The 23,725-nt window shown below is 70.1% G+C and carries 23 protein-coding genes; 1 reads left to right on the top strand and 22 read right to left on the bottom strand.

What is annotated here, in order from left to right; all coding sequences use genetic code 11:
- Positions 1 to 82: 82 nt before the first annotated feature.
- The 6 genes from C9992_RS14385 to C9992_RS14360 all read right to left on the bottom strand — a co-directional run bounded on the left by C9992_RS14385 (position 83) and on the right by C9992_RS14360 (position 7,061).
- Positions 83 to 784, bottom strand: coding sequence for a hypothetical protein (locus C9992_RS14385; RefSeq protein WP_106816328.1), 702 nt, complete (start codon positions 782 to 784; stop codon positions 83 to 85).
- Between the two features lie 111 nt (positions 785 to 895).
- Positions 896 to 1,399: an amino-acid N-acetyltransferase gene (locus C9992_RS14380; protein WP_106816327.1), complete on the bottom strand. Its 504-nt coding sequence runs from the start codon at positions 1,397 to 1,399 to the stop codon at positions 896 to 898.
- Between the two features lie 282 nt (positions 1,400 to 1,681).
- A complete protein-coding gene (locus tag C9992_RS14375) occupies positions 1,682 to 4,207 on the bottom strand; it encodes an ATP-dependent Clp protease ATP-binding subunit (RefSeq protein WP_106816326.1) in 2,526 nt (841 codons plus the stop codon).
- Between the two features lie 211 nt (positions 4,208 to 4,418).
- Positions 4,419 to 5,141 (bottom strand): hypothetical protein, encoded by a 723-nt coding sequence (locus C9992_RS14370; RefSeq protein WP_106816325.1) that lies wholly within the window; start codon positions 5,139 to 5,141, stop codon positions 4,419 to 4,421.
- A gap of 144 nt (positions 5,142 to 5,285) precedes the next feature.
- Complete coding sequence (cls, locus tag C9992_RS14365) at positions 5,286 to 6,752, bottom strand: cardiolipin synthase (protein WP_106816324.1); 1,467 nt, start codon at positions 6,750 to 6,752, stop codon at positions 5,286 to 5,288.
- Positions 6,753 to 6,866: 114 nt separating this feature from the next.
- On the bottom strand, positions 6,867 to 7,061 hold the full coding sequence (locus C9992_RS14360; protein ID WP_106816323.1) for a hypothetical protein: 195 nt from the start codon (positions 7,059 to 7,061) through the stop codon (positions 6,867 to 6,869).
- Positions 7,062 to 7,208: 147 nt separating this feature from the next.
- Here C9992_RS14360 and C9992_RS14355 point away from each other — a divergent pair, with 147 nt between their 5' ends.
- On the top strand, positions 7,209 to 8,456 hold the full coding sequence (locus tag C9992_RS14355; RefSeq protein ID WP_106816438.1) for a DUF4192 family protein: 1,248 nt from the start codon (positions 7,209 to 7,211) through the stop codon (positions 8,454 to 8,456).
- A gap of 21 nt (positions 8,457 to 8,477) precedes the next feature.
- On the opposite strand, the gene lysS is transcribed toward C9992_RS14355, so the two are convergent.
- The 16 genes from lysS to tilS form a co-directional block, all read right to left on the bottom strand.
- On the bottom strand, positions 8,478 to 9,998 hold the full coding sequence (gene lysS / locus C9992_RS14350) for a lysine--tRNA ligase (RefSeq protein WP_106816322.1): 1,521 nt from the start codon (positions 9,996 to 9,998) through the stop codon (positions 8,478 to 8,480).
- 75 nt (positions 9,999 to 10,073) lie between these two features.
- Positions 10,074 to 10,919, bottom strand: coding sequence for a pantoate--beta-alanine ligase (gene panC, locus C9992_RS14345; RefSeq protein ID WP_106816321.1), 846 nt, complete (start codon positions 10,917 to 10,919; stop codon positions 10,074 to 10,076).
- A complete protein-coding gene (locus C9992_RS14340; RefSeq protein WP_106816320.1) occupies positions 10,916 to 11,629 on the bottom strand; it encodes a Rossmann-like and DUF2520 domain-containing protein in 714 nt (237 codons plus the stop codon). The genes panC and C9992_RS14340 overlap by 4 nt, the downstream gene beginning before the upstream one ends.
- Positions 11,626 to 13,512: a PH domain-containing protein gene (locus tag C9992_RS14335; RefSeq protein ID WP_106816319.1), complete on the bottom strand. Its 1,887-nt coding sequence runs from the start codon at positions 13,510 to 13,512 to the stop codon at positions 11,626 to 11,628. The genes C9992_RS14340 and C9992_RS14335 overlap by 4 nt, the downstream gene beginning before the upstream one ends.
- Positions 13,509 to 14,084 (bottom strand): PH domain-containing protein, encoded by a 576-nt coding sequence (locus tag C9992_RS14330; RefSeq protein WP_106816318.1) that lies wholly within the window; start codon positions 14,082 to 14,084, stop codon positions 13,509 to 13,511. Before C9992_RS14330 ends, C9992_RS14335 begins: the two co-directional genes overlap by 4 nt.
- The gene (locus tag C9992_RS14325) at positions 14,029 to 14,523 is read right to left on the bottom strand and encodes a DUF3180 domain-containing protein (protein WP_106816317.1); all 495 of its coding nucleotides are present in this window, start codon (positions 14,521 to 14,523) and stop codon (positions 14,029 to 14,031) included. The genes C9992_RS14330 and C9992_RS14325 overlap by 56 nt, the downstream gene beginning before the upstream one ends.
- Entirely contained in the window at positions 14,520 to 15,101 is a 582-nt protein-coding gene (folK, locus tag C9992_RS14320; protein WP_106816316.1) for a 2-amino-4-hydroxy-6-hydroxymethyldihydropteridine diphosphokinase, read from the bottom strand. The genes C9992_RS14325 and folK overlap by 4 nt, the downstream gene beginning before the upstream one ends.
- Entirely contained in the window at positions 15,098 to 15,490 is a 393-nt protein-coding gene (gene folB / locus C9992_RS14315; RefSeq protein ID WP_106816315.1) for a dihydroneopterin aldolase, read from the bottom strand. The genes folK and folB overlap by 4 nt, the downstream gene beginning before the upstream one ends.
- Positions 15,463 to 16,299 carry a dihydropteroate synthase gene (gene folP, locus C9992_RS14310; protein WP_106816314.1) on the bottom strand — a complete coding sequence of 279 codons (837 nt, stop codon included), beginning with the start codon at positions 16,297 to 16,299 and terminating at the stop codon, positions 15,463 to 15,465. The genes folB and folP overlap by 28 nt, the downstream gene beginning before the upstream one ends.
- The gene (folE, locus tag C9992_RS14305; RefSeq protein WP_106816313.1) at positions 16,296 to 16,886 is read right to left on the bottom strand and encodes a GTP cyclohydrolase I; all 591 of its coding nucleotides are present in this window, start codon (positions 16,884 to 16,886) and stop codon (positions 16,296 to 16,298) included. The genes folP and folE overlap by 4 nt, the downstream gene beginning before the upstream one ends.
- A gap of 9 nt (positions 16,887 to 16,895) precedes the next feature.
- A complete protein-coding gene (gene ftsH, locus C9992_RS14300) occupies positions 16,896 to 18,902 on the bottom strand; it encodes an ATP-dependent zinc metalloprotease FtsH (RefSeq protein ID WP_106816312.1) in 2,007 nt (668 codons plus the stop codon).
- A 291-nt stretch (positions 18,903 to 19,193) separates the two neighbouring features.
- Positions 19,194 to 19,745, bottom strand: coding sequence for a hypoxanthine phosphoribosyltransferase (gene hpt / locus C9992_RS14295; protein ID WP_106816311.1), 552 nt, complete (start codon positions 19,743 to 19,745; stop codon positions 19,194 to 19,196).
- Positions 19,746 to 19,754: 9 nt separating this feature from the next.
- A complete protein-coding gene (locus C9992_RS14290) occupies positions 19,755 to 20,207 on the bottom strand; it encodes a hypothetical protein (protein WP_146145337.1) in 453 nt (150 codons plus the stop codon).
- 61 nt (positions 20,208 to 20,268) lie between these two features.
- A complete protein-coding gene (locus C9992_RS14285) occupies positions 20,269 to 22,167 on the bottom strand; it encodes an alpha/beta hydrolase (RefSeq protein ID WP_106816309.1) in 1,899 nt (632 codons plus the stop codon).
- Positions 22,164 to 22,433, bottom strand: coding sequence for a hypothetical protein (locus C9992_RS14280; protein ID WP_146145336.1), 270 nt, complete (start codon positions 22,431 to 22,433; stop codon positions 22,164 to 22,166). Before C9992_RS14280 ends, C9992_RS14285 begins: the two co-directional genes overlap by 4 nt.
- A 145-nt stretch (positions 22,434 to 22,578) precedes the next feature.
- Positions 22,579 to 23,574, bottom strand: a complete 996-nt coding sequence (tilS, locus tag C9992_RS14275; RefSeq protein ID WP_106816307.1) for a tRNA lysidine(34) synthetase TilS — start codon at positions 23,572 to 23,574, stop codon at positions 22,579 to 22,581.
- Positions 23,575 to 23,725: the final 151 nt, after the last annotated feature.

Raw genomic sequence — 23,725 nt, 5'->3', positions numbered from 1 at the left:
TACGCGCCGGAATGCGCACGCCGGAAGCCCCTCAACGAAGAGACGGGTCCGGCTCGGAGCGCTGATCGACGGCCGGCTGCCGTCAGTAGAGCAGGAACTGCTTCGGGTCGGTGGACGCGATGCCGCCGATCTCCACGGACAGGTGGTACGACGCTCCCCCGCCGGGGGCGCGCGGCCGCGTCGCGTCGGCGCAGGTGCCCACGGCGGACCGGGTGCGGTCCCACGTGAGCGGAGCGGCACTGGTGACGGTCTGGCCCGCAGCGATCAGCACGATCATGTCGCTCGGCTCGCCCTGGCAATCGGTCGATCGCCACCAGACATCGTCGCCGCTGGTGACCGTGAACGACTGCGCGCTGGTGCCGACGTTCAACGTGCAGTCCGGCCCGTTGTTGGTGAGCTTGATGGAGAACTGCGGGTTCTGATCACCGGCGTAGGTATCGGCTGAGGTCACGGGCTCGACGATGATCTCGCTCGCGACACACGGCATCGCGGTCGGCGTCGATCCGGCCGTAGGCGTCGTGCCCTCGACGACCGCCCCCTCGACAGCCCCCGTGTCAGTGGGATCGGGCGCGGCCTGGCCGGACGGCACGGGAAGCGACTCCGCCGTGCTCTGCGACGACGTCTTGTCGGCGGTGTCGGTGGTCTCACTCGCCGGCGCCGCCCACGGCTGGGCGATCAGCAGCCAGACGATCGCCGCAACGGCCAGCAATGCCAGCAGGAGCACAAGACGCCGACGCCGGTAGACGGCCGGCGAGTGGCGACGTCGCGGAGTGGTGCCGGTCATGCACACAGGGTAACCGCGCCTCCCGCCGTCTCCCGTGTGCGCGCGCCGGATGCCGGGAACCCCGGGCCGCGGCATGCCGGGAACCCCGGGCCGGGGCATGCCGACGCCGCGTCAGAGCCGCTTCAGCATGCGGGTGTTGCCGAGGGTGTTCGGCTTGACGTGCGCGAGGTCGAGGAACTCCGCGACGCCCTCGTCGGGCGAACGGATGAGCTGCGAGTACACGTCGGGATCGACCACCTGCTCGCCGATGGGCTCGAAGCCGCGACGAGTGAAGAAGTCGACCTCGAACGTCAGGCAGAACAGCCGCGACAGCCCCAGTGCGCGCGCGTTCTCTTCGAGGCCCTCGACGATCGCGCGACCGACGCCGTGATGCAGCCAGCCGTCCGCCACGATGAGCGTGCGGATCTCGCCCAGGTCCTCCCACATGACGTGCAGCGCGCCACAGCCGATGAGCTCGCCGGCGCCGTCCTCAGCCACGAGGAACTGCTGCGTCGCCTCGTACAGCACGACGAGGTCCTTGCCCAGCAGAATCCGCCGTTGCACGTACGGCTCCAGCAGCGCCTGGATGCGGCGGACATCGCGGGTGCGTGCCGGCCGGACGGTGAACTCTGCCACCCGTCCAGCGTAGAGCGCGGTCCGGTCGAGGCGGTGTCAAACGGTCGGGCTCAATCGCACAAACTCGGCTCCCGGACGGTCGATCGGGTCGATTGATCCCGTCGCTTTGACAGCCGACGCCGAAACGACCAAGACCGGACGCTGCAGCCGCCGGTTCGACGGCAGCAGCCCAGGACTGCGCCGGGTGCACGCGTCTCGTCTCGCTCGTTCCTCGCTCGCTCGACGACCGGAGACGACGAGGGGACGGATGCCGTGGCATCCGTCCCCTCGTCGATCCAGAAGTTACGCGTTCGCTGCGAGGTCCGGGGTGGCGGTGATCTCGCCGCCCTGGACGACACCCACAGCGACCTTCTCACCGCGCGGGCCGTGCTCGAACACGAACTCGCCGTTCTGCGCGTCGACCTTCACGTGGTCGCCGGCGTCGAGCTCGCCGTGCAGGATCTTCTCCGACAGCCGGTCCTCGATCTCCCGCTGCATCGCACGACGCAACGGGCGGGCACCCAGGGCCGGGTCGAAGCCGATGTCGATGAGCTTGTCCTTCGCGGCATCCGTCAGCTCCACCGTCATGTCGCGGTCGAGCAGGCGCTCGCCCAGACGCTTGGTGAACAGGCCCACGATCTGGCGCAACTCGTCCTTGTCCAGCTGCGGGAAGACGATGATGTCGTCGACGCGGTTCAGGAACTCCGGCTTGAAGTTGCGCTTGAGCTCCTCGTTGACCTTGCCCTTCATCCGCTCGTAGGTCGTACCGCTGTTGCCCTCGACCTGGAAGCCCACCGGGCCCCCGGCGATCGCCGACGAACCGAGGTTCGTCGTCATGATGATCACCGTGTTCTTGAAGTCGATGACGCGGCCCTGACCGTCGGTGAGGCGCCCCTCTTCGAGGATCTGCAGCAGCGAGTTGAAGATGTCGGGGTGGGCCTTCTCGATCTCGTCGAACAGCACGACCGAGAACGGCTTGCGGCGCACCTTCTCGGTGAGCTGGCCGCCCTCTTCGAAGCCGACGAAGCCGGGAGGGGCACCGAACAGCCGCGAGACGGTGTGCTTCTCACCGAACTCCGACATGTCCAGCGAGATCAGCGCGGCCTCGTCGTCGAAGAGGAACTCCGCGAGCGCCTTGGCCAGCTCGGTCTTTCCGACACCCGTCGGTCCGGCGAAGATGAACGACCCCGACGGACGCTTCGGGTCCTTCAGGCCCGCACGCTGACGGCGGATCGTCTTGGACAGCGCGGCGATCGCCTCCTCCTGGCCGATGACGCGCTGGTGCAGCGCCTTCTCCATGAAGACGAGACGGCTCGACTCCTCCTCGGTCAGCTTGAAGACCGGGATGCCGGTGGCCTGGGCGAGCACCTCGGCGATCAGGCCCTCGTCGACCACCGCGTGGCTGGCGACGTCACCCGAACGCCACTGCTTCTCCAGGCGCAGACGCTCGGCGAGCAGTGACTTCTCCTCGTCGCGCAGCGACGCGGCCTTCTCGAAGTCCTGGTCCTCGGAGGCGCGCTCCTTGTCCTCGCGGACCTTCGCGATCTTGTCGTCGAACTCGCGCAGCTCCGGCGGGCTGGACAGGATCGACAGGCGCAGGCGGGCGCCGGCCTCGTCGATCAGGTCGATCGCCTTGTCGGGGAGGAAGCGGTCCGAGATGTAGCGGTCGGCGAGGTTGGCCGCCGCGACGATCGCGCCGTCGGTGATCTGCACCTTGTGGTGCGCCTCGTAGCGGTCGCGCAGCCCCTTCAGGATGTTGATCGCGTGGGGCAGGCTCGGCTCGGCGACCTGGATGGGCTGGAAGCGGCGCTCGAGCGCGGCATCCTTCTCGAAGTGCTTGCGGTACTCGTCGAGCGTGGTCGCACCGATCGTCTGCAGCTCGCCACGGGCGAGCAGGGGCTTGAGGATCGACGCGGCGTCGATCGCACCCTCGGCGGCACCGGCACCCACGAGCGTGTGGATCTCGTCGATGAAGACGATGATGTCGCCACGCGTCCGGATCTCCTTGGTGACCTTCTTCAGGCGCTCCTCGAAATCACCGCGGTAGCGGGAGCCGGCGATCAGCGAGCCGAGGTCGAGCGAGTAGAGCTGCTTGTCCTTCAGCGTCTCGGGCACGTCGCCCTTGACGATCGCCTGCGCGAGGCCCTCGACGACGGCGGTCTTGCCGACGCCGGGCTCGCCGATGAGGACGGGGTTGTTCTTGGAGCGGCGCGACAGGATCTGCATGACGCGCTCGATCTCCTTCTCGCGCCCGATGACCGGGTCGAGCTTGTTGTCGCGCGCAGCCTGCGTGAGGTTGCGGCCGAACTGGTCGAGCACCTGTGAGCCTCCCTGGGTGCTGCCCTGGGTCTGCTCGCCCGCGCCGCTGGCGACGCCGGCGGGCTCCTTGCCCTGATAGCCCGACAGCAGCTGGATGACCTGCTGACGGACCTTGTTGAGGTCGGCGCCGAGCTTGACCAGCACCTGGGCGGCCACGCCCTCGCCCTCACGGATCAGTCCGAGCAGGATGTGCTCGGTGCCGATGTAGTTGTGACCAAGCTGCAGCGCCTCGCGCAGCGACAGCTCGAGCACCTTCTTCGCGCGCGGGGTGAACGGGATGTGCCCGGTCGGCTGCTGCTGGCCCTGGCCGATGATGTCCTGGACCTGCTCGCGCACGGCGTCGAGCGAGATTCCGAGGCTCTCGAGGGCCTTGGCGGCGACGCCCTCACCCTCGTGGATGAGACCGAGCAGGATGTGCTCGGTGCCGATGTAGTTGTGGTTCAGCATCTTCGCCTCTTCCTGGGCGAGGACGACCACACGACGGGCACGGTCGGTGAATCTCTCGAACATCGTTCACTCCTCCGGGACGCCTCGGGTCGGTTGACCCACTGCGCGCCTTTACATCGAGGGTAGCCAGCGCACCCGCACCGAACGGCCGTGTTCGCCGTGGGCATAGCGGTGTGACACGCCCTTGACACACAGCGGCGCGCAGGGGGCTCCTCGACCGCAGGAGCTCACGGGATGCGGATGCCGCGAGCCGCGGCATCCGCGATCGCGAGGCTCAGTTGGGGTTGATGGGGACGCGGACGTTGTCGAACTCGCCGCCCGTGAGGATGGCGTAGACCTGGACGTCCTCGTCGTCGACGCCGTCGGCCGTGGTGACGATGCCCCGGGGCGCCATGTCCATCGTGCACACCTGGTCGGCCGGGGGCGTCGCGAACGTGACGGTGACCTCGGTCGCGCTGGTGAGCTCGGTCTTCTCCACGACGGGCACGCACGTCGACGAACCCCACGAGAGGATGACGAACTGGCCGTCTGTCTCGGTCCAGCCGGCGCTGGGGAGGTAGTCCGTCTCGCCCGACGTCGACAGGCCGACCGCGCCTTCGAGGTCGGTGTCGCCGTGCCAGCCGTCCCCGGTCACCTCGATCTCGACGCCCTCCGCCGGGTCGGCGCCCTCGGGAGTGCCGACCATCGTGACGCGGGACGCGAGGTCTGCCGTGCAGGGCGTGTCGTCCTTCGGGTCGACGAGGGTGACCTTCATGACGCCGTCGGCGTAGCTGACGTCCTCCGCGGTGGGGATGCAGCTCGAGCTGCCCTGCGTGACGATGCCGATCATGCGACCGCCGTCCAGCCAGGCGGCGGTCACCTCCTGCTCGGTGCTGTCGTTCCCGGCGCCGGTCTGCGTCGGCGTGCCGCCGCTGCCGGTCGCGCAGGCGGTGAGGACACCTGCCAGCAGGACGGTCAGGCCGAGGCCTGCGAGGACGGTGCGCGTGCGAGGAGCCATGGGAGAACCCTTCCGTGAGCGGCGCGGACGCCGTGCCGGCGGCATCCGTCATCCCTATGGTGTCGCAGATGGCCGCTCGATCTCATCACATCGATCACGTGAAAGTCACGATCCGCTGCGAGGACGCCGCAGGATCGCGCTGCGTCACTGCAGAGCGGACGTGAGCCGGGCGAGGTTGTCGAGCACGGTGGAGCGCAACGGCTGCTTCTCCCACTCCTCGAGCGTGAGCTCCCGCGAGAGCGAACGGTACTTGTCTTCCACGGTCCGCATCTGACGCACGAACTCCTCGCCGCGCACCAGCATCGAGATCTCCATGTTGAGACCGAACGAGCGCATGTCCATGTTGCTGGACCCCACGATCGCCACCTCGTCGTCGATCGTGAGGCTCTTGGTGTGGAGGATGTAGGGCTTCTTGTACATCCAGATCTTCACCCCCGCGCGCAGCAGCGCCTCGTAATAGCTGCGCTGCGCGTGGTAGACGATGGCCTGGTCGCCCTCTTCGGATACGAACAGTTCCACGTGGATGCCGCGCTGGCAGGCGGTCGTGATCGCCAGCAGCAGCGCCTCGTCGGGGACGAAATACGGGCTCACCACGATGATCTGCCGCTGCGCGGCGTACAGCAGCGCCGCGAAAAGCTTGAGGTTGTTCTCGAATTCGAACCCGGGGCCGGAGGGGATGATCTGGCAGTCGAGATCGCCGGGTCCGCTCTCGACGTCGAACAGGTCGATCTCGTCGGTGAGCACCTCGTCGGTCTCGCTGTACCAGTCGCTCAGGAAGACAGCGTTGACCGATGCCACGACCGGCCCTTCGATGCGCGCCATCAGGTCGACCCAGTGCAGACCGCGGCGGATGTTCTTGCGCAGGTTGTACGTCGAGTCCGTCACGTTCTGCGATCCGGTGAACGCGACGCGGCCGTCGACCACGAGGAGCTTGCGGTGGTTGCGCAGGTCTGGTCGCTGGTACTTGCCGCGCAGCGGCTGCACGGGCAGCATCAGGTGCCACTGCGCACCCATCGCCGTGAGCCGCTTCAGCGTCTTGCGGTAGAACGGCTTGCCGCGGTTGGCCCAGTGATCCAGCAGCACACGCACGGCGACGCCGCGGGCGGCCACCTCCTCGAGGGCGCGGAAGAAGTTGTCGGTCGCGGCATCGGACTGGAAGATGTAGAACTCCACGTGCACGTAGCGTTCGGCCGCCCGGATGGCATCGGCCATGGCGTCCAGGCTCGCCTGATAGTCGGGGATCAGCTGCGCGGCGTTGTCGCCGGCCAGCGGCATCGCGCCGAGATTGCGGTTGAGTGTGACCAGCGAGGTGAACCAGGCGGGGGCGTGCGGGCGGAGCGTCCCGAAATCCAGCGATGCGCTGGTGTCATGGATGTAGTCGTTGATGCGCTCCTGCTTGCGGCGCCGCTTGCGGGGAAGCCGCGGGTTGCCGATCAGCAGGAACAGGAAGACGCCGATGATCGGGATGAAGTAGATGGCCAGCAGCCACGCCATCGCCGCGGTGGGCCGGCGATTGCGCGGCACCACGATGATCGCCGTGACGCGAATGATGATGTCGACGATGAAGACGAGCACCACCCACCACGTCGCGTCGAACGTGATGGTGATCATCGATCGGTGCCTCTCCACGCTCCCGCTGAGCCGATCTGCTCAGCGTATCGGTGAGGACCGACGGCCTCGGAATCAGCGGCCGCATGACGCGGCGCACGGTGCCGGAAGAGGACCTCAGTGGTCGGCGGGAGCAGTGCCCGAGGATGCCGGGGGCAGTCCGCGCTTGGCGCGCTCCTCGGCCTCGATCTTGGCGTAGACGCGCCGCTCCGTGCGATCGGCGCGGATCACACTGCGCAGCACGAAGAAGAAGATCGCGGAGACCAGGAGGGTCGGCAGAAGCGTCCAGAACGCGGCGACCCAGTAGTCCATGCCTCCAGGATACGCCGTGCCGGTTCGACGCTCCCCCTGAGCGCCGGTTCCTCCACAGGCGGTGCTGTGCGGCCTCTCGCGCCCGACTTCTTCGGAGCAGCACCATCGGCTCCCCGCCGCGCGTCCGCCGCGGCCAGAGTCATGGGCATGACCTCCACCGTCGTCAAAGCCGCCGATGCCGCGCAGTTCCTCTCGTTCCTTCCCCGCATGCTGGGGTATCGACCGTTCCGAAGCCTCGTCGTCGTCCCGTTCCACGGCCCGCGCAGCCTCGGTGCCATGCGGTTCGATCTGCCCACGACCGGCGACGACCCGGTCGACGCGATCGCGGCGACGGTGATCGGCACGGTCTGCCGTCTGCCCGACGCCGACGCGGTCGCCGCGATCGTCTACACGGACGCCCGGTTCGCCGACGGGGGACGGATGCCGCACCGCGCACTGCTGCGGGCGGTCGAGCGCCGCGCCGACGCGTGCGGGCTGCGCACTGCCGACCTGCTGTGCGTCGCGGCAGACGCGTGGGGTTCCGCCCTGGACCCCGAATGCCCGCCGACGGGCAGGGCACTGGAGGAGCTCGAGACCGACGACCCCCGGCTCGCGGAGCTTCCGCTCCCCCGTGGCGATCAACTCGCCGGCTCGGAGCTGCCCCCTGGTTCCGCACGCGATCGCAGGGCCGTGGCGACGGCACTGCGCGCCCTCGAGGAGGCCATCGGGACCCTGTGCGGCCAGGATCCCGACGCCGACGGTCCGGTGCGCGACGGCCTCGGGGAGCCTTCGTTCGAAGATGTCACGCTTCCGGCCGACCTCGGACCCGTCCCGGGTCCCCTGGACGACGGGCTCACGGACGAAGGCCCCGCCGACCCGCCTGCACGCGTCGACCCTCGCGCGCTCGCGACCGCGTGCCGCCTCGATGACCTGCCAGGCTTCTTCGAGGACGTGCTCACCACCGCGGAGCCGGACGCGTACGAGACGGCCGCCGTGGTGTGGTGCCTGTCGCGTCCGTCGCTGCGCGATGTCGCCCTGGTGCAGTGGAGCGGCAATGTCTCGGAGGGCGACGAGGCGCTCGACGCCCAGCTGCGCTGGGAGGACGGCGAGGACTACCCGGCCCATCTGGCGGCGCGGATGTGGGGCGAAGGCGACCGGCCGCAACCGGCGCGCCTGGAAGACGCACTCGCCCTCACCCGGCACGCGGCCGCGCTGGCCCCGCGCGAGCTCCGTCCGGGACCGCTCGCCATGTGCGCGTGGCTCGCGTGGGCCCTGGGGCGCTCGACGCACGCCTGGGCCTACGCCGACCGGGCATACGAGATCGACCCGGAGCACGGCCTGGCCCAGATCCTCCTGTCGTTCGTGCACGCCGGGCATCTGCCCGAGTGGGCCTTTCGGCACGGCAGCGCAGGGTGAGGACCGGTGCGAGCGACGTCGCTACTTCACGAGCGGGAACAGGATCGTCTCGCGGATGCCGAGACCCGTGATCGCCATCAGCAGGCGGTCGATCCCCATGCCCATCCCCCCGGTGGGGGGCATCCCGTGCTCGAGCGCGCGGAGGAATTCCTCGTCGATGCGCATGGCCTCGAGGTCGCCGCGCGCAGCCAGCTTGGCCTGCTCGACGAACCGCTCACGCTGGATGACCGGGTCGACGAGCTCGGAGTATCCGGTGGCGAGCTCGAAGCCGCGCGTGTACAGATCCCACTTCTCCACGACGCCCGGGATCGAGCGGTGTTCGCGCACCAGGGGGCTGGTGTCGAGCGGGAAGTCCATGACGAAGGTCGGCCGCTCCAGCTCGGGCTTGACGAAGTGCTCCCACAGCTCCTCGACGAGCTTGCCGTGGATGGCGTGCGGGGGCAGCTCGAGGCCTTCGGCCTCGGCGAGCGCCACGAGCTCCTCGAACGGCGTTTCGGGCGTGATCTCGCGGTCGGCAGCATCCGAGAGCGATCCGTACATCGAGAGGCGATCCCACTGGCCGCCGAGGTCGTACTCGGTGCCGTCCGCCCAGGTGACGGTCGTCGAGCCGGTGACGGCGACGGCCGCATTCTGGATGAGCTCCTGCGTCAGGTCCGCGATGCCGTTGTAGTCGCTGTACGCCTGATAGGCCTCGAGCATCGCGAACTCGGGGCTGTGCGTGGAGTCGGCGCCCTCGTTGCGGAAGTTCCGGTTGATCTCGAAGACCCGGTCGATGCCGCCGACCACCGCCCGCTTGAGGAACAGCTCCGGCGCGATGCGCAGGTACAGGTCGGTGTCGAACGCATTGGACCGCGTGATGAAGGGACGGGCGGATGCTCCACCGTGCTGCACCTGGAGCATCGGGGTCTCGACTTCGACGAAGCCGTGCGACGAGAAGGTCTCGCGCAGACTCGCGTTCACCTTCGCCCGCGCCAGGACCGTCTCACGGGCGCGGTCTCGCACGATGAGGTCGAGGAAACGGCTGCGGACGCGGCTCTCCTCGCTCAGCTCGGAGTGCAGGTTCGGCAGCGGCAGCACCGCCTTCGAGGCGATGCGCCAGTCCGACACCATGATCGACAGCTCACCTCGGCGGCTGGAGATCACCTCGCCCGACACGAAGACGTGGTCGCCGAGATCGACGAGTTCCTTCCACGCCTGCAGCGACTCCTCACCGACCGACGCGAGCGACACCATCGCCTGGATACGGCTTCCGTCTCCTGCCTGGAGCGTCGCGAAGCACAGCTTGCCGGTGTTGCGACTGAACACGATGCGACCGGCGACCGCCGCGGTGACGCCCGTCTCGGCCCCGGCCTCGAGGTCGCCATAGCGGGCGCGCAGGTCGGGGATCGTGTCGGTGATCGGCAGCGAGACCGGGTAGGCACCGCCCGCCGCGTCGGCGCGCTCTGCGATCAGCCGCTCGCGCTTGGCGAGCCGAACCGCCTTCTGCTCGAAGACCTCTTCCTCGGTCGGCTCGGCGGGCTGGTCGACGGACGCGTCAGTCATGGGTGGGCTCCTCGGAAAGCAGACCCCCAAGTCTACCGACGTCTCCGCAGAGCTCTCGGGCGAGGCCCGAGCGGGTCAGGGCAGGAAGATCTCGGTGTTGTCGACGAAGCGGTGCCCGGCGACCGTCGCGGCGATGAGGGCGAGCGCCGGTCCCCGGCTGCCGTCGTCCGCGGGCAGGAATGTCGCCGGGTCGACCACGGTCAGGTAGTCCAGCTGGATGCGGGGCTCACCCATGAGGGTTCCCTGCGCCGCGGCGATGCAGGCGTCCACGCCGCGATCGGCGTTCGCGGCTGCGGCATCCAGCGCGAGGGGGAGCAGCCGTGCGGCGGCGAGGTCCCGCTCTTCGAGCATTCCGACGCGGGTCGACACTGGGAGGCCGTCGTCGCGACGCACCGTCCCCACGGTCGCGACCTCGACGTCGAAGCAGAGATCGCGGATCATCCGACGCACCAGGAACACGCGCTGAGGGTCGCGCTCGCCATAGACGGCCACGTCGGGACGCACCAGGTTCAGCAGCTTCGCCTCGACCGTCAACAGGCCGTCGAAGTAGTAAGGCCGTGTCCTGCCTTCGTAACGCAGGCCGAGGTCGCCGGCGGCGACCCGCGTCGTGGCCGCGCCCTGTGGCAGGAGCTCGGGAGCGTCGGGGGCGAAGATGACGTCGACGCCGAGAGACCGCAGCAGCTCCACGTCGTCGACAAGGCTCCGTGGGTACTCCTCCCACTGCGCGGACGAGGCGAACCGCAGCGGGTTCACGAACACCGAGACCACGATGACATCGGCGACCTCGCGGGCGCGGTGCACCAGATCGATGTGCCCGTCGTGGAGCGAGCCGATCGTGGAGACGAGGGCGACCCGCGCGCCCGGAGCGGCGGCCCGGATCTCCGCAAGCCGAGCGCGGAGCCCGTCGACGGTGCTGATCACCCTTGGATGGTAGCGGGCGGCTCGGCCGCCGGCCCGGCGCCGGCCTCGCTCAGCGCGTGGTCGATGGTGGTGTGCACGAGCGACGAGAGGAAGGAGCCGGGTTGCGCAACGCCGGCCTCGGCGAGCAGCGCCGCCGCCTGGCGCACGATGGAGCGGGAGAAGTCCCGTGCCGTCGCGATCGCCTCGGCGTACGCGGGACGCGCGGCTTCGTCCACCACGACGGGCTCGCATCCCAGCTCCACCGCGAGCGCCTGCGCGATGGGAAGCACCGGCGCCGGTGCCGTCACCGCAGCGTATGAGCTCGCCAGGGCACGCAGGTCCATCGACGTTCCGCTGAAGGCGATGGCCGGGTGGACCGCCAGCGGGATCGCACCCTTGGCGACGGCGGGAGCGAGGATGCCGGCACCGAAAGCGGGATCGGTGTGCAGCACCAGCTGCCCGGGCTGCCAGGCGCCGACCTCGGCCAGCCCGGCCACGAGCCCGGGCAGCTCCGCGTGCGGCACGGCGACGATCACCAGTTCGCTGCGCCGGGCGACCTCGGTCGCGTCGATGACCGGCACGCCGGGGAGGATCGCTTCGACGCGCTCGGGGTCCGAGCCGGGCGTGACACCGACGACGGCGTGCCCGGCACCACCCAGTGCGGCTCCCAGCACCGGACCCACCCGGCCGGCGCCGATGATGCCGACGCCGAGGCGCCCTTCCCGGCTCACGCGCCCTCCCCCGCAGGCGAGGCCGGCGTGGGAGCGGACGCCGCCGGAGCGTCGAAAGGCTCCGCAGGAGTGGCCGGGGCTGCGACCGACGCCTCGGCGGGCGTGGCCGGGACTGGGGCGGACGACTCCGCACGAGTGGTTCGGACCGTGGGCGTGGGCGGGACCGCGGGGACCGCCTCGGCGGTGTCTGCAGCAATGGGAGTGGCGGGCACCGCCGCGCCGGGATTCTCCGCGGGGATGGCGGCCGCCACGGCGACGGGGGCGGCATCCTTCTGATCCTGTGCCCACCGGTGCGTCCGGTCGGCCAGTGCCGCGCGCACCGACCCGCGTGCGACCTCATCGAAGAGCGTCAGGGCGGTATCGCGATCCACGGCGGCGAGGAAGGGCGAGACCGGTCCGGTCACGACATGGGCGCGCACATTGGTCACCCGCGTGGCGCGGTCGAGTGGGCCCTGGTACAGGCCGAAGCTCTGCAGCCGCGCCAGCGGCAGCATCACGAGCCTGCGCCAGACGATGCCGCGCCGCATGAGCAGCGCCTCGTCGGTCAGGCGGAAGCCGTTGCGGCGGTACGACAGCGGACGGATCCACCAGGCCCGACGCGGCGAGTTCGTGAAGGTGTCGCCCGTGCTCGGGCCGAGCATGCCCTCATCCACGATGAGTGCCCGCTCCGCGTCGGGAAGCGACGGCTGCAGCAGCCGGAGCACCCGGTCGACATCGGAGGCCGTGCCCACGGGAAGCACCGTGGTGAACTGATCGGTCGTGGAGTCGGTGGCGCTGCGGCCGGTGAGCCGGTTGATCCGCACCATCCACCATCCGGCCGGCCGCCACAGGATCGGCTGGGTCACCTCGACCGCATGCACGCGTCCGGGCGGCACGATCTCGGTGATCGTCGTCAACAACCCGAAGGTGATCCGGACGCCGTCGGGAGTGGGCGCGATCGAGTAGCGCAGCGAGCGGACGATCGAGCGCACCCAGTACGCGCCGAAGCCGATGATCGTGGGCACGAAGCCGAAGAGCAGCCACGTGATGCCCTGGCTCACGCCGATGACGATGGCGACGAACGCCAGGATCAGGCCGATCGTCGACATGCTGAGCACGTGGGATGCCACGAGCCGGCCGACCGGGATGTTCACGACCGATTCGGGCTCGGCGACGACCGCCTCGGGCCCCTCGATGAGTCCCGTGAGACCCTGCCCGACCGTGCGACCGAGCGCCGCCACGCGGCCGCTCGCTCGCTGCCCCGCGGCGGCGGCACCGCCGGTCGCGGCGAGCCGGCGCCCCGAGGCCAGGCGCAGGATGTCGGCGCGCACCGCTTCGGCGTCGGCCGTCGACAGGTATTCGAGCTTGACGTTGGCGTCCGCGCCGGCTCCCACGACCTCGAGCTTGGCCATACCCAGCAGGCGGGCGATCATCGGGCGGGTCAGGTTCACGCCCTGCACGCGGTCCAGCGGGGCGCGGCGCTGCGTGCGGAAGAGGATGCCGCTGCGCACCTCGACGTCGTCGTCGGTGATCCGGAAGGTGTGGAAGCGCCACGACGTGTAGAACACCGCGACCAGCACGATCAGCACGCCGAGGACGGCGAGGCCGGCCACGACGACGAGGTTGTTCGCGATGATGAAGTCCACCGGGTCCCCGCCGGCGGTCTCCCATTCGGCGACGTCGTCGCCCACCTCGGGTGCGAGCCACGGCAGGAAGATGAACACCAGACGGTCGCGCAGATTGGCGAGAACGATGCCGATCACCACGATGAGGAACAGGCCGCCGCGCAGCAGCGCGGTGAACGGGTGAAGACGATGCCACTCGCCGTCGCTGAGGGGCGAACGCGGCGGCCCGTCGACCGTTCCAGGGACGGCGGCGGCCGGGGAGACGGGGTCGTTGCTCATAGGCCCGTACGCCGGCTCTCGGCCACCTCGACGAGATGGTCGCGCAGCGTCTCAGCGGTCGACTGCTCCAGGCCCGGGATGACGACGCCGGTCGCGGCGGCGGCGGTCACGAACTTCAGCTGCGCGATCCCGAACCCGCGGTCCAGCGGACCATGGGTGATGTCGATGAGCTGCATGCGCCCATAAGGCACGGCGACGAAACGCTGCCACAGGATGCCGCGGCGGAAGACGAGATCGTCATCGCGCAACTGATAGCCGATCGAGCGCGCCTGCCGGGGAAGGATCGCGAGGGTCCACACCAGGATCACGGTGGCGATGCCTCCGGGGATCCACGCCCACAGCTGATGCATCAGGAGGGTGAGGACGAGAGTGGCGGCCACGACGAGCACGAGGAACGAGCCGGTGGAGATCAGCTGCACCGTGACGTACTTGCGTGAGATCTGGTGCCACCCGCCCGACAGCACGAGCCGGTTCTCCGACCGCGGCTCGACGATCCCGTCGAAGGCGGAGCCCGCGTCAGTGGTCGTGGATGCGGGGCTCGGGGCCGGCGTCCCCTCCGGGCTGTTCGTCATCATCGTCCTTCCGGATGGTGCACAGGTGCTCCGCGACCAGACCGGCGGCGATCAACACGGCGCCGCACACGGTCGTCGCGATGACCGTTCCCAACGAGCCTAGCGAGGGCATGACCGGACGGGTGGCGAGGAAGACCCACAGCCCACCGCCGAACCCGCCGAGAGCCGCGCCGACGATGCTCGAGGCCTTGGCGAGCATCGCGATGCGCACCGCCCGGAACGGATTGATCCGCCCGCCGGAATCGCCGTGCGTCGCGCGGCGGATCGGGATGGCGAACCCGATGACCACCCCGCCCAGCACCACGAGCAGGATGGGCAGGGTCACCGCGGGAGTGAATGTGGGCCGCCCCATCGAGGTCAGCAGCTGGTCGACGAGAAAGCCGGCCGCGACGCCGAGCGCCGCCGCCACGACGAGGACGCCGGCGCCGGTGCGCTTCATCGGGCTCCCGCCTCATGGCCGTTCGGGCGGTCCACGCGGAGCCGCCGCAGCGCCTCGTCGACCCGGCCGACGCCGGGCAGGACCGCGTCGGGATCGACGGTCAGCCAGGGCTCGAGCACGAAGTCACGCTCAGCCGCCCGCGGGTGCGGCAGCAGCAGACGGGGGTCGTCACTGATGACGTCGCCGTACGCGATCAGATCCAGGTCGAGCGTGCGATCCTCCCACCCGGCCACGCGCGCCGACCGGTCCGCGGAGCGCACTCTGCCGTACCGGCGCTCGATGGCGTGCAGATAGCCCAGCAGCACGGACGGCGCCAGTCGTGTGGTCACGACAGCCACGGCATTGAGGTAGCCCGGCGCCAAGGCATCCGGCCCGTCCTGCTTGACGGCGACGGACTCGATCGGCAGCGACACCCGCACCTCGTCGACCAACGGCAGCCGGGCCAGGTCGCGGACGGCGGCCGACATCGTCTCGGAGCGGTCGCCGAGATTGGCGCCCAGGGCGATGACCGCCTGCACGGGGCTGCGAGGGTGGCTCTCGACCTCGCCGTCGAATCCCTGGGCGAGTCGCCGGTTCACGACGCGCCTGCCTGCTCGTCGGTGCCCCGGGCGCGCCGGATCGTAACCGAGACGTCGGAGAACGGCACGGTGATCGGTGCGTGGGGCTTGTGGATCGTCACGGCGACCATCTGCACCAGGTCGAACGTCAGCAGCGCGTCGGCGACGCGGGCGGCGACGCCCTCGATCAGGTTCAGCGGCTCACCGCCCACGAGCTCGACGATGCGCTCGGCGACCTCGCCGTAGTGCACGGTGTCGGCGACGTCGTCGGATGCCGCGGCCGGCGCGGTGCTGAGGTACAGGGTCGCGTCGACGACGAACTCCTGGCCGTCTCGGCGCTCTTGGGCGAACACACCGTGATGGCCGAACGCGCGCACGCCCGTCAGCGTGATCTCGTCGAGGACGTCCACCTGCTCCCCTCCTCCCAGCTGCGCGCCACGGTGAGAGCATCCCGCGTGCCGGCGACATCGTGCACCCGCACACCCCACACGCCCGCCTGCGCGGCCAGCACGCTGGTCACGGCGGTGGCGAGATCGCGCTGCGCCTCGTCGGCGTCTGCGGGGTCGTCGGCGAGCGTCTCGGCGAGGAACCGCTTGCGGCTCGTTCCCACCAGGACCCGCGGGCCGACGCGCACGAGCCGCTCGAGCCCACGGAGCATCGCCCAGTTCTGGGCACCCTTCTTTCCGAACCCGATTCCCGGGTCGAGGATGACCCGCGACGGCGCGATCCCCGCCGTGGCGGCGGCCTCGACACGGCCGCGCAGCTCGGTGACGACCTCGTCGACGACGTCGTCGTACTGGGCCCGCGCGTACATGTCGGTGGAGTGGCCGCGCCAGTGGCTGAGAACGAGGTCGGCGCGTGTCGGCGCGACGGCGGCGAGCATCTCCGGGTCGGCGAGGCCTCCCGCGACGTCGTTGACGATCCGCGCGCCCGCCTCCACGGCGGCCACCGCGGTGGAGGCGTTCATCGTGTCGATGCTGACCACGATGCCGGCCTCGGCCAGCGCCCGTACCACCGGCAGCACGCGCTCCTGCTCGACGCGAGGATCGACCCGCTCCGCGCCCGGCCGGGTCGACTCTCCTCCGATGTCGAGGATGTGCGCGCCATCGGCGCGGAGCTTCAGCCCGTGGGCGATGGCGACGTCGGCATCGACGTAGCGTCCGCCGTCGCTGAAGGAATCGGGGGTGACGTTGACGATCCCCATGATCACCGCGCTCATCCGCGACCCGCCCCGATCAGCGCGACCAGTTCCGTCCGTGCGGCGGGTTCCGCCAGCTCCCCACGCGCCGCGATAGTCACGGTCGAGGCATCCGTCTGCCGTCCGCCGCGCATCGTGACGCACTCGTGGGTGGCATCGAGCACGACCAGCACGCCACGGGCATCCAGGGATGCCGCGATCACGTCGGCGATCTGCTCGCCCAGGCGCTCCTGCACCTGCGGCCGCGACGACAGGATCTCGATCACCTTCGGCAGTGCGCCGAGGCCCACGACCTGCTCGCCCGGTAGGTAGGCGAGGTGCGCGTGACCGCGGAACGGGAGCAGATGGTGCTCGCAGACCGAGCGGAACAGGATGTCGCGCAGCAGCACCGCTCCCGAGGGCAGCGTGTCGGGCGCCGGCCCGCGCGAGACCGAGATGGTGTGAGCGAGCGGTGCCGCGGCATCCTCCCCCACACCCGCGAAGAACTCGGCGTACGTCGCGGCGACCCGCTCGGGCGTCTGCTTCAATCCCGGGCGTTCGGGGTCTTCACCGATCGCCTCGAGCAGTTCTCGCACGAGCGCGGCGATGCGCTCCCGGTCGACGGCCACGAGCCGAGCCTACGCGGTCGCGGGGCGCGCCTGTCCGGACGGGCGGCGCTTCGGCGCCTTCTCGGGCGCCGGCTGCTCGGCTTCGACGCTCGCGGCCAGGCCCGCCTCGTCGCGGCGACGGGGCACCTCGACCGGGGGCAGGGTCGAGACCGGGCGCTGCTCGCTCGAGAGCCACTGCGGGCGCGGAGGCAGGCGCTTGACGTCCTTGAAGATCTCGGCGAGCTCCAGGTGGTCGAGCGTCTCCTTCTCCAGGAGCGCCAGCGCCAGGCGGTCGAGCACCTCGCGGTTGTCGTTGATGACCTGGTACGCCTCGTTGTGCGCCTGCTCGATGAGATCGCGCACCTGCGAGTCGACCCGCTCGGCCAGACGCTCCGAGAAGTCCCGGCCGTGGCCCATGTCGCGGCCCATGAACACCTCGCCCGAGGACTGCCCGAGCTTGACCGGTCCGATGTCGCCGGTCATGCCGTACTCGGTGACCATCTTGCGCGCGATGTTCGTCGCCTTCTCGATGTCGTTGGAGGCGCCCGTGGTGGGGTCGTGGAACACGATCTCCTCGGCGACGCGGCCGCCCATGGCGTAGGTGAGCTGGTCCTGCAGCTCGTTGCGGGTGACGGAGTACTTGTCGTCCAGCGGCAGCACCATCGTGTAGCCGAGCGCCTTGCCGCGCGGCAGGATCGTGACCTTGGTCACCGGATCGGTGTGGTTCATCGCCGCCGCCGCGAGGGCATGTCCGCCCTCGTGGTAGGCCGTGATGAGCTTCTCCTTGTCCTTCATCACGCGGGTGCGACGCTGCGGGCCGGCGAGCACGCGGTCGATGGCCTCGTCGAGCGCACGGTTGTCGATGAGCTGCGCGTTCGAGCGGGCGGTCAGCAGCGCGGCCTCGTTCAGCACGTTCGCGAGGTCGGCGCCGGTGAAGCCGGGAGTCTTGCGGGCGACGACCTCGAGGTCGACACCGTCGGCCAGGGGCTTGCCGCGGCCGTGCACCTCGAGGATCTTCTGGCGGCCCTTGAGATCGGGGGCGTCCACGCCGATCTGCCGGTCGAAGCGGCCAGGACGCAGCAGGGCGGGGTCGAGGATGTCGGGGCGGTTGGTCGCCGCGATGACGATGACGTTGGCCTTGGGGGCGAAGCCGTCCATCTCGACGAGCATCTGGTTCAGCGTCTGCTCGCGCTCGTCGTGGCCACCGCCGAGACCTGCGCCACGGTGACGCCCGACGGCGTCGATCTCGTCGATGAAGATGATCGCGGGGGCGTTGTCTTTCGCGTTGTTGAACAGGTCGCGGACGCGGCTCGCGCCGACGCCGACGAACACCTCCACGAAGTCCGAGCCCGAGATGGAGTAGAACGGCACGCCCGCCTCGCCCGCGACGGCGCGGGCCAGCAGTGTCTTACCGGTTCCGGGAGGGCCGTACAGCAGCACACCCTTCGGGATGCGCGCGCCCACCGCCTGGAACTTCGAGGGGTCCTTCAGGAAGTCCTTGATCTCTTCGAGCTCTTCGATGGCCTCGTCCGAGCCCGCGACATCCTGGAAGGTGACCTGCGGCATCTCCTTGGTCACGAGCTTCGCGCGCGACTTGCCGAACTGCATGACCTTGCTGCCGCCGCCCTGGGCGCTGGACAGCAGGAACCAGAAGAGCAGACCGAGCAGCAGGATCGGCAGCAGCAGCGAGATGAAGCCGTCGAACCAGGTCGCCCGCGGCACCGCGTCGTTGAACCCGTCCTTGGGGTCGGCGTTGTTGATGGCGTCGACGACCTCTTCGGCACGCGCCGAGACGTAATAGAACTGCACGTCGGTGGCGCCCTCGTACTCCTTCGAGAGCTTCATGTCGACCCGCTGGTCGCCGTCGGTGTTGACGACCTCGGTGACGGTGTCTCCCGAGAGCAGCTCGAGGCCCTCCTGGGTCGAGATCTGCTTCGCACCGTTGAGACTCGAGATGAGCGAGAACCCCACGATGAGGAAGACCCCGATCAGCAGGACGTAGAAGAGCGGGTTGCGGGTGATCTTCTTGAAGTCCATGGCGCGGGCTGGTGCCCGACCCCTTTCGTCGACATGCCGCCGCAGACAGGACACACCCCGTCGACGGTTGAACCAGGGTATCGCGCGGATTCTAGGCGTCGTCTGTGCATTCGCCCCGGTATCCCCCCGCCCCTCTTCCTGGCGTTGCGCGCCGTCTCCCACCCCGTCTTCCGCGTGCCGAGGACCCGGTCGTATGCCTGGTTTGCCGCCGGTTGGAGTCTCGCGGGCGGGCAGGAGCGGGATTAAGCGGGACGGCGAGGTCGGGGCGGCGGGAGGCGACCGGGGCCGGCGTCAGCTGTAGACGTGGGGGGCGAGCACCGCGACGTCGCGCAGGTTGCGGTATTTCTCGGCGTAGTCGAGGCCGTACCCGACCACGAACTCCGTCGGGATGTCGAACCCGACGTACTTGCAGTCCACCTCGACCTTGGCGGCTTCGGGCTTGCGCAGCAGCGCGAAGACCTCGACGGATGCCGCGCCGCGGGCTGCGAAGTTCTCCAGCAGCCAGCTGAGGGTCAGGCCCGAGTCGATGATGTCCTCGACGATCAGCACGTTCTTGCCGAGGATGTCGGTGTCGAGGTCCTTGCGGATCTGCACGACACCGCTGGACTTCGTGCCGGCGCCGTAGGACGAGACGGCCATCCAGTCCATCGTCACGTGCTTCTTGAGGGCGCGGGAGAAGTCGGCCATCACCATGACGGCTCCCTTGAGGACTCCGACCAGGAGGAGGTCTCGTCCGTCGTAGTCCTCGGCGACCTGTGCCGCGATCTCGTCGAGCTTGGCTCGGATCTCCTCCTCGGTGACGAGGACTTCGGTGATGTCGCTGGAGACGTCGGCCGCGCGCATGGAACGAGTCTACGTGGACGACTGATCGTCGCCGCGGACGGTCTGAGGGCTGACCACGAGCACCTCGACCACCTCCGCCTTGCCCGGCCGCGAGGTCACCCACGTGACCTCGATGTACCACTTCTGCCCGTCCAGTTCCTTGCGGAATCCGTCGGTGAGGCGCGCGCCGCCTTCGGTCTCGCGCACCCGCGAGGCGGCCCAGCCGTCACCGGTGAGCTCCGCGGCGATCGTGGCGGCGGCGTCGGCCGAGGCATCCGCCTGCGCTGCCAGGTTCAGACTGTCGCGCGCCTGCCACCACGCCGGATCGGACGGGGCGGCCGTGCCCTCGGTCGGCCCGAACCGCGGCTCGGATTCGGAGAACCCCGATTCGGGGGCGAGCTGCTGCGGAATGAGCGCAACCGTCTCGGCCAGCAGCCGGTCGGCTTCCGCCCGGTATTCGTCGAGGCGGCTCTCGGACGTCATGCTGCATCCTCCCAGGGCGAGCGTGAGGAGGGCGACGGCGGCGACGAGAACCCGGCGCACGTCAGTCGACCTCCGTGTAGGCGGGCGTGTAGTCGTCGCGGTCGATGCCGCTGATGATGACCGGATAGCCGCCGCCGGTGAGGATCTCATCCTCGGCGTAGAGCTCGGCTCGACCGCCCGTGATGACGGCGACCATGTTCTCGAATGCCGTCGACCCAGGCGTGTACAGCGAGCTGTGGCTGTCGATCTGCGAAGGCATGCCGTTGCCGGGGACGTTGTAGTCCTCGATGTTCGTGCTGTCCGGTTGCGAGGCGTCGATCACACCGGTCTCCAGGCGCGTGACGCCCTCGGCCGTCAGCGAGGACTGCCCGTGAAGGGCGTGCAGCTCCCCCTCGCGCCCCTGGATGAGCCCCACGACCATGTCGTTGCGGCTCATCATCGCGTAGTGGGGAACGTCCGACGTGTACGGGAAGTCGTCCAGACCAGAGACGCCGTCGCCCATGCCGGCGGCCGCGATGTAGAGGATGCGATCGGCCCGCAGGCCCGCCGCCTCGGCCAGACCGACCGTCGCTCCGCCGTAGCTGTGACCCACCACGGTCAACGTCGCCGCAGCCGGCACGGCGATCCCGGCGGCGAAGTCCCGCAGCCGCGGCGCGAGGTCGTGCGAGTACCAGGCGTCCATCGCCTCGGGAATCCACTGCGGGAACGGCCCGCCCGCCCATTGGAAGACCGCCGAGCTCGGTCCCGCGGCGGCCTGCAGGTCGGCAGCGTGGTCGTCGCCGAAATCGGTGATGTTCGAGCCGGTGCCGGGCACCGAGATGGCCACCGAACGCACCCACGAGGGGATGTCGCCGGTCGCGGGGTCGATGGGTCCGTGGTAGGTGGCGATCGCCTGACGCGACGGATCGAAGACGACCACGCGCGCCCCGGTCTCGGTGTGCACGGTGCCGGACTCGTCTGCGACCTGGATCTCCTGGCTCAGCAGACCCTCGTAGTAGTCGATCAGTCGCTGCTGCTCGGCGATGAGGTCGTCGTACGCCTGCTCGACGGCGCGGCGGCTGTGGTAGGTGCGCTCCAGCGCGGCATCCCGTACGTCCTGCAGTCGCGCGATCTCGGCTTCGCCCGCCGCGATCTCTTCCTGGATGTTCACGCGGTTGGCTTCGACGCGGTCGCCGATCGGGATGCCGTCGAGATTGCCGATGACGCGGGGCTCGGCTGCGATGAGCGCATCCTTCTGCGCGCGGTCCAGGCTGTCCCACACCTGCCGGATGAGCTCCGGGTCGGCAAGCGCCGCCATCTGCTGCGCGGTCACCTCGTCGGTGTCGCCCGCCCACAGCGCGGTGGCGGCGACGAAGCCGCCCGCGCTCACCGCACCCTCATGCGTGATCTCGGCGATCAGCGGGATCGCCCGCAGCGACGCGGCGGTCTCGTGGTCGAGCCGGTCGCGCTCCTCGCGCAGCGCGTTGTACGCCGAGCGGGAGGCGCGGAAGTCGTCGATCGCGCCCTGCCAGCGGTCGAGGTACGACCGGTCGTCGAGGTAGAGCCAGGACGGCAGCACGTCGTCCCAATCCAGTGCCCAGCCGACGACGAGCTCCGACGCGGCGTTGAGGGCCGCCTCCCGCCGCGTGCCGATGGCGGCGAAGTCGGATTCCGCCTGTTCACGCGCCGCCGCGGCACGGCGGCGGAGGTCGGCCACGGCATCCGCGTACCCGTCCAGCACGCCCGCCGCCGCGTCGGCTGCCTCGGCGACCGACGTGAATCTGCCTGCCAGGGTCGTGATGCGAGGGCGGAGCGCGTCGACGCTCAGCGCCGTGACCGGCGAAAGGGCCCGCAGCGCGCGCTGCGACGAGGTGCCGCGGTCGCGCTCAGACGTCGCGCGCGCACGGAAGAAGGCGGCAAGGTCGCGGATCCCCTCGACGTTTCCCGCCCCCGGATCGGCGGCAAGACCGGGCGCGGTCATCCGCCCGCTCCCGCCAGTTCGGCGTCGAGGGCACGCAGTTCGGCGTGCACCGTGTCGACGTCGGCGCGGAGGTCTGCGCCGACGCCGGCGAGCGCCGTCATCGCCTGGGTGACGATCGAGTCGACGTCGCCCAGAGCGGACTCGACGACCGGGGACCCCAGCGCGCCGAAGGCGAGGCAGACCGAGTCGACCGGGGCGTCGCCTGCGTGCTGCAGGTGCATAACCGCCTCGGCGAAATCCGAGTCATCGAATTCGAGGTCCGCCATGATCGCCACTCACCCTAGCGACGCGCGGGCGGCCCGACGGAGGGGACAATTCCCCATCCGGCCCGCGCAGCGCCGGCATCCGTTCGGCACCGGCACACGCCGGCTCTGAACCGCAGCACTGTCGCGACCGGCGCGCTGGGCACCGTCAGCGGGCGGAGAACTCGATGCGTCCCCCGACGCGGCGGGCGCGGCATCCGGGCAGGTCGATCGGCCCCTGACCCGACCAGTCGGTCACCAGGCGCGCCACCTCGATCGTCTGCGTGCGTGTGAGGCTCTGGTGGAACTCGCTGGCGACGACGTGCCGGATGATGCGGTTCCGCAGCGCCGCCGGGTTGGCGGCGAGCGCCGCGACGGAGATCGAGATCCCGGCCTCTGCGTGCTCCACGATGTCTTCGATCGTCTCGTCGATCATCTCGTCGAACGCCTCGGCGTCCTCGCGCAGCTGCGCCGCCGTGCGGGCGAGCGCTTCGGCGATGCCGGGGCCGAGCTCCGCCTCGAGCACCGGCAGCACTGTCTCGCGCACGCGCACGCGCGCGTAACGACGGTCGGAGTTGTGCGGATCGTCCCAGGGCTCCAGCCCCTGCGCCACGCATGCGGCACGTGTGGTCGCGCGTCGCACCTCGAGTAGGGGACGCAGCAGCGTGACGCCGTCGAGTTCTGCGGCCTCCGGCATCCCTTGCAGGCTCGTCGCGCCGGCGCCCCGGGCGAGCCCGAGGAGCACCGTCTCGGCCTGATCGTCGAGCGTGTGCCCCGTGAGGACCGCGACGGCGTCCGCCTCGCGGGCGGCGTCACGGAGCGCCGTGTACCGTGCGCTGCGCGCGGCCGCTTCGGGTCCCCCGTCCGAGCCGACCTCGACACGGACGACGCGGGCCTCGAGCCCGAGTGCGGCTGCGGTCGCGGCGGCCGAGGCCGCGGCATCCGCTGATCCGGCTTGCAGGCCGTGGTCCACGGTCACCGACAGCGGACGGAGGCCGCGTTTGGGCGCCTCGAACGCCACAGCGGCGGCGAGGGCGAGCGAGTCGGCCCCGCCCGACAGTGCCACGACCACGGCGGCGGCGTCGGGCAGCTGCTCGAGCCCCCGGCGCACGGCCAGCCGCACCTGCGCGACGGCGGGGTCAAGACCGGGGCGGCGCTCCTCCACCCGCCCACCGTACCGGGCCCGGGCGGTCAAAGCGCCGGGCTGAATCGTCTCCTCCACCCCTCGACGGGCAGTGCGCGCGCGATCCAGCCCGCCCGTTTGACGCCGAGTGCGCGACTAGGCTGGTCGCGGCATCCCACCGTCTTCCGAAGGA

It is taken from the genome of Microbacterium timonense (assembly GCF_900292075.1).
In the GTDB taxonomy this organism is placed as follows: Bacteria; Actinomycetota; Actinomycetes; order Actinomycetales; family Microbacteriaceae; genus Microbacterium; species Microbacterium timonense.
This window is presented reverse-complemented; position numbering and strand designations above follow the sequence as displayed.

Bases quoted from the DNA above. Each gene is read 5' to 3' on its own strand.
- C9992_RS14385 (WP_106816328.1), bottom strand. From the start codon at position 784: ATGACCGGCACCACTCCGCGACGTCGCCACTCGCCGGCCGTCTACCGG.
- C9992_RS14375 (WP_106816326.1), bottom strand. From the start codon at position 4,207: ATGTTCGAGAGATTCACCGACCGTGCCCGTCGTGTGGTCGTCCTCGCC.
- C9992_RS14370 (WP_106816325.1), bottom strand. From the start codon at position 5,141: ATGGCTCCTCGCACGCGCACCGTCCTCGCAGGCCTCGGCCTGACCGTC.
- cls (WP_106816324.1), bottom strand. From the start codon at position 6,752: ATGATCACCATCACGTTCGACGCGACGTGGTGGGTGGTGCTCGTCTTC.
- C9992_RS14360 (WP_106816323.1), bottom strand. From the start codon at position 7,061: ATGGACTACTGGGTCGCCGCGTTCTGGACGCTTCTGCCGACCCTCCTG.
- C9992_RS14355 (WP_106816438.1), top strand. From the start codon at position 7,209: ATGACCTCCACCGTCGTCAAAGCCGCCGATGCCGCGCAGTTCCTCTCG.
- lysS (WP_106816322.1), bottom strand. From the start codon at position 9,998: ATGACTGACGCGTCCGTCGACCAGCCCGCCGAGCCGACCGAGGAAGAG.
- C9992_RS14335 (WP_106816319.1), bottom strand. From the start codon at position 13,512: ATGAGCAACGACCCCGTCTCCCCGGCCGCCGCCGTCCCTGGAACGGTC.
- C9992_RS14330 (WP_106816318.1), bottom strand. From the start codon at position 14,084: ATGACGAACAGCCCGGAGGGGACGCCGGCCCCGAGCCCCGCATCCACG.
- C9992_RS14325 (WP_106816317.1), bottom strand. From the start codon at position 14,523: ATGAAGCGCACCGGCGCCGGCGTCCTCGTCGTGGCGGCGGCGCTCGGC.
- folP (WP_106816314.1), bottom strand. From the start codon at position 16,299: ATGAGCGCGGTGATCATGGGGATCGTCAACGTCACCCCCGATTCCTTC.
- ftsH (WP_106816312.1), bottom strand. From the start codon at position 18,902: ATGGACTTCAAGAAGATCACCCGCAACCCGCTCTTCTACGTCCTGCTG.
- hpt (WP_106816311.1), bottom strand. From the start codon at position 19,745: ATGCGCGCGGCCGACGTCTCCAGCGACATCACCGAAGTCCTCGTCACC.
- C9992_RS14290 (WP_146145337.1), bottom strand. From the start codon at position 20,207: ATGACGTCCGAGAGCCGCCTCGACGAATACCGGGCGGAAGCCGACCGG.
- C9992_RS14285 (WP_106816309.1), bottom strand. From the start codon at position 22,167: ATGACCGCGCCCGGTCTTGCCGCCGATCCGGGGGCGGGAAACGTCGAG.
- C9992_RS14280 (WP_146145336.1), bottom strand. From the start codon at position 22,433: ATGGCGGACCTCGAATTCGATGACTCGGATTTCGCCGAGGCGGTTATG.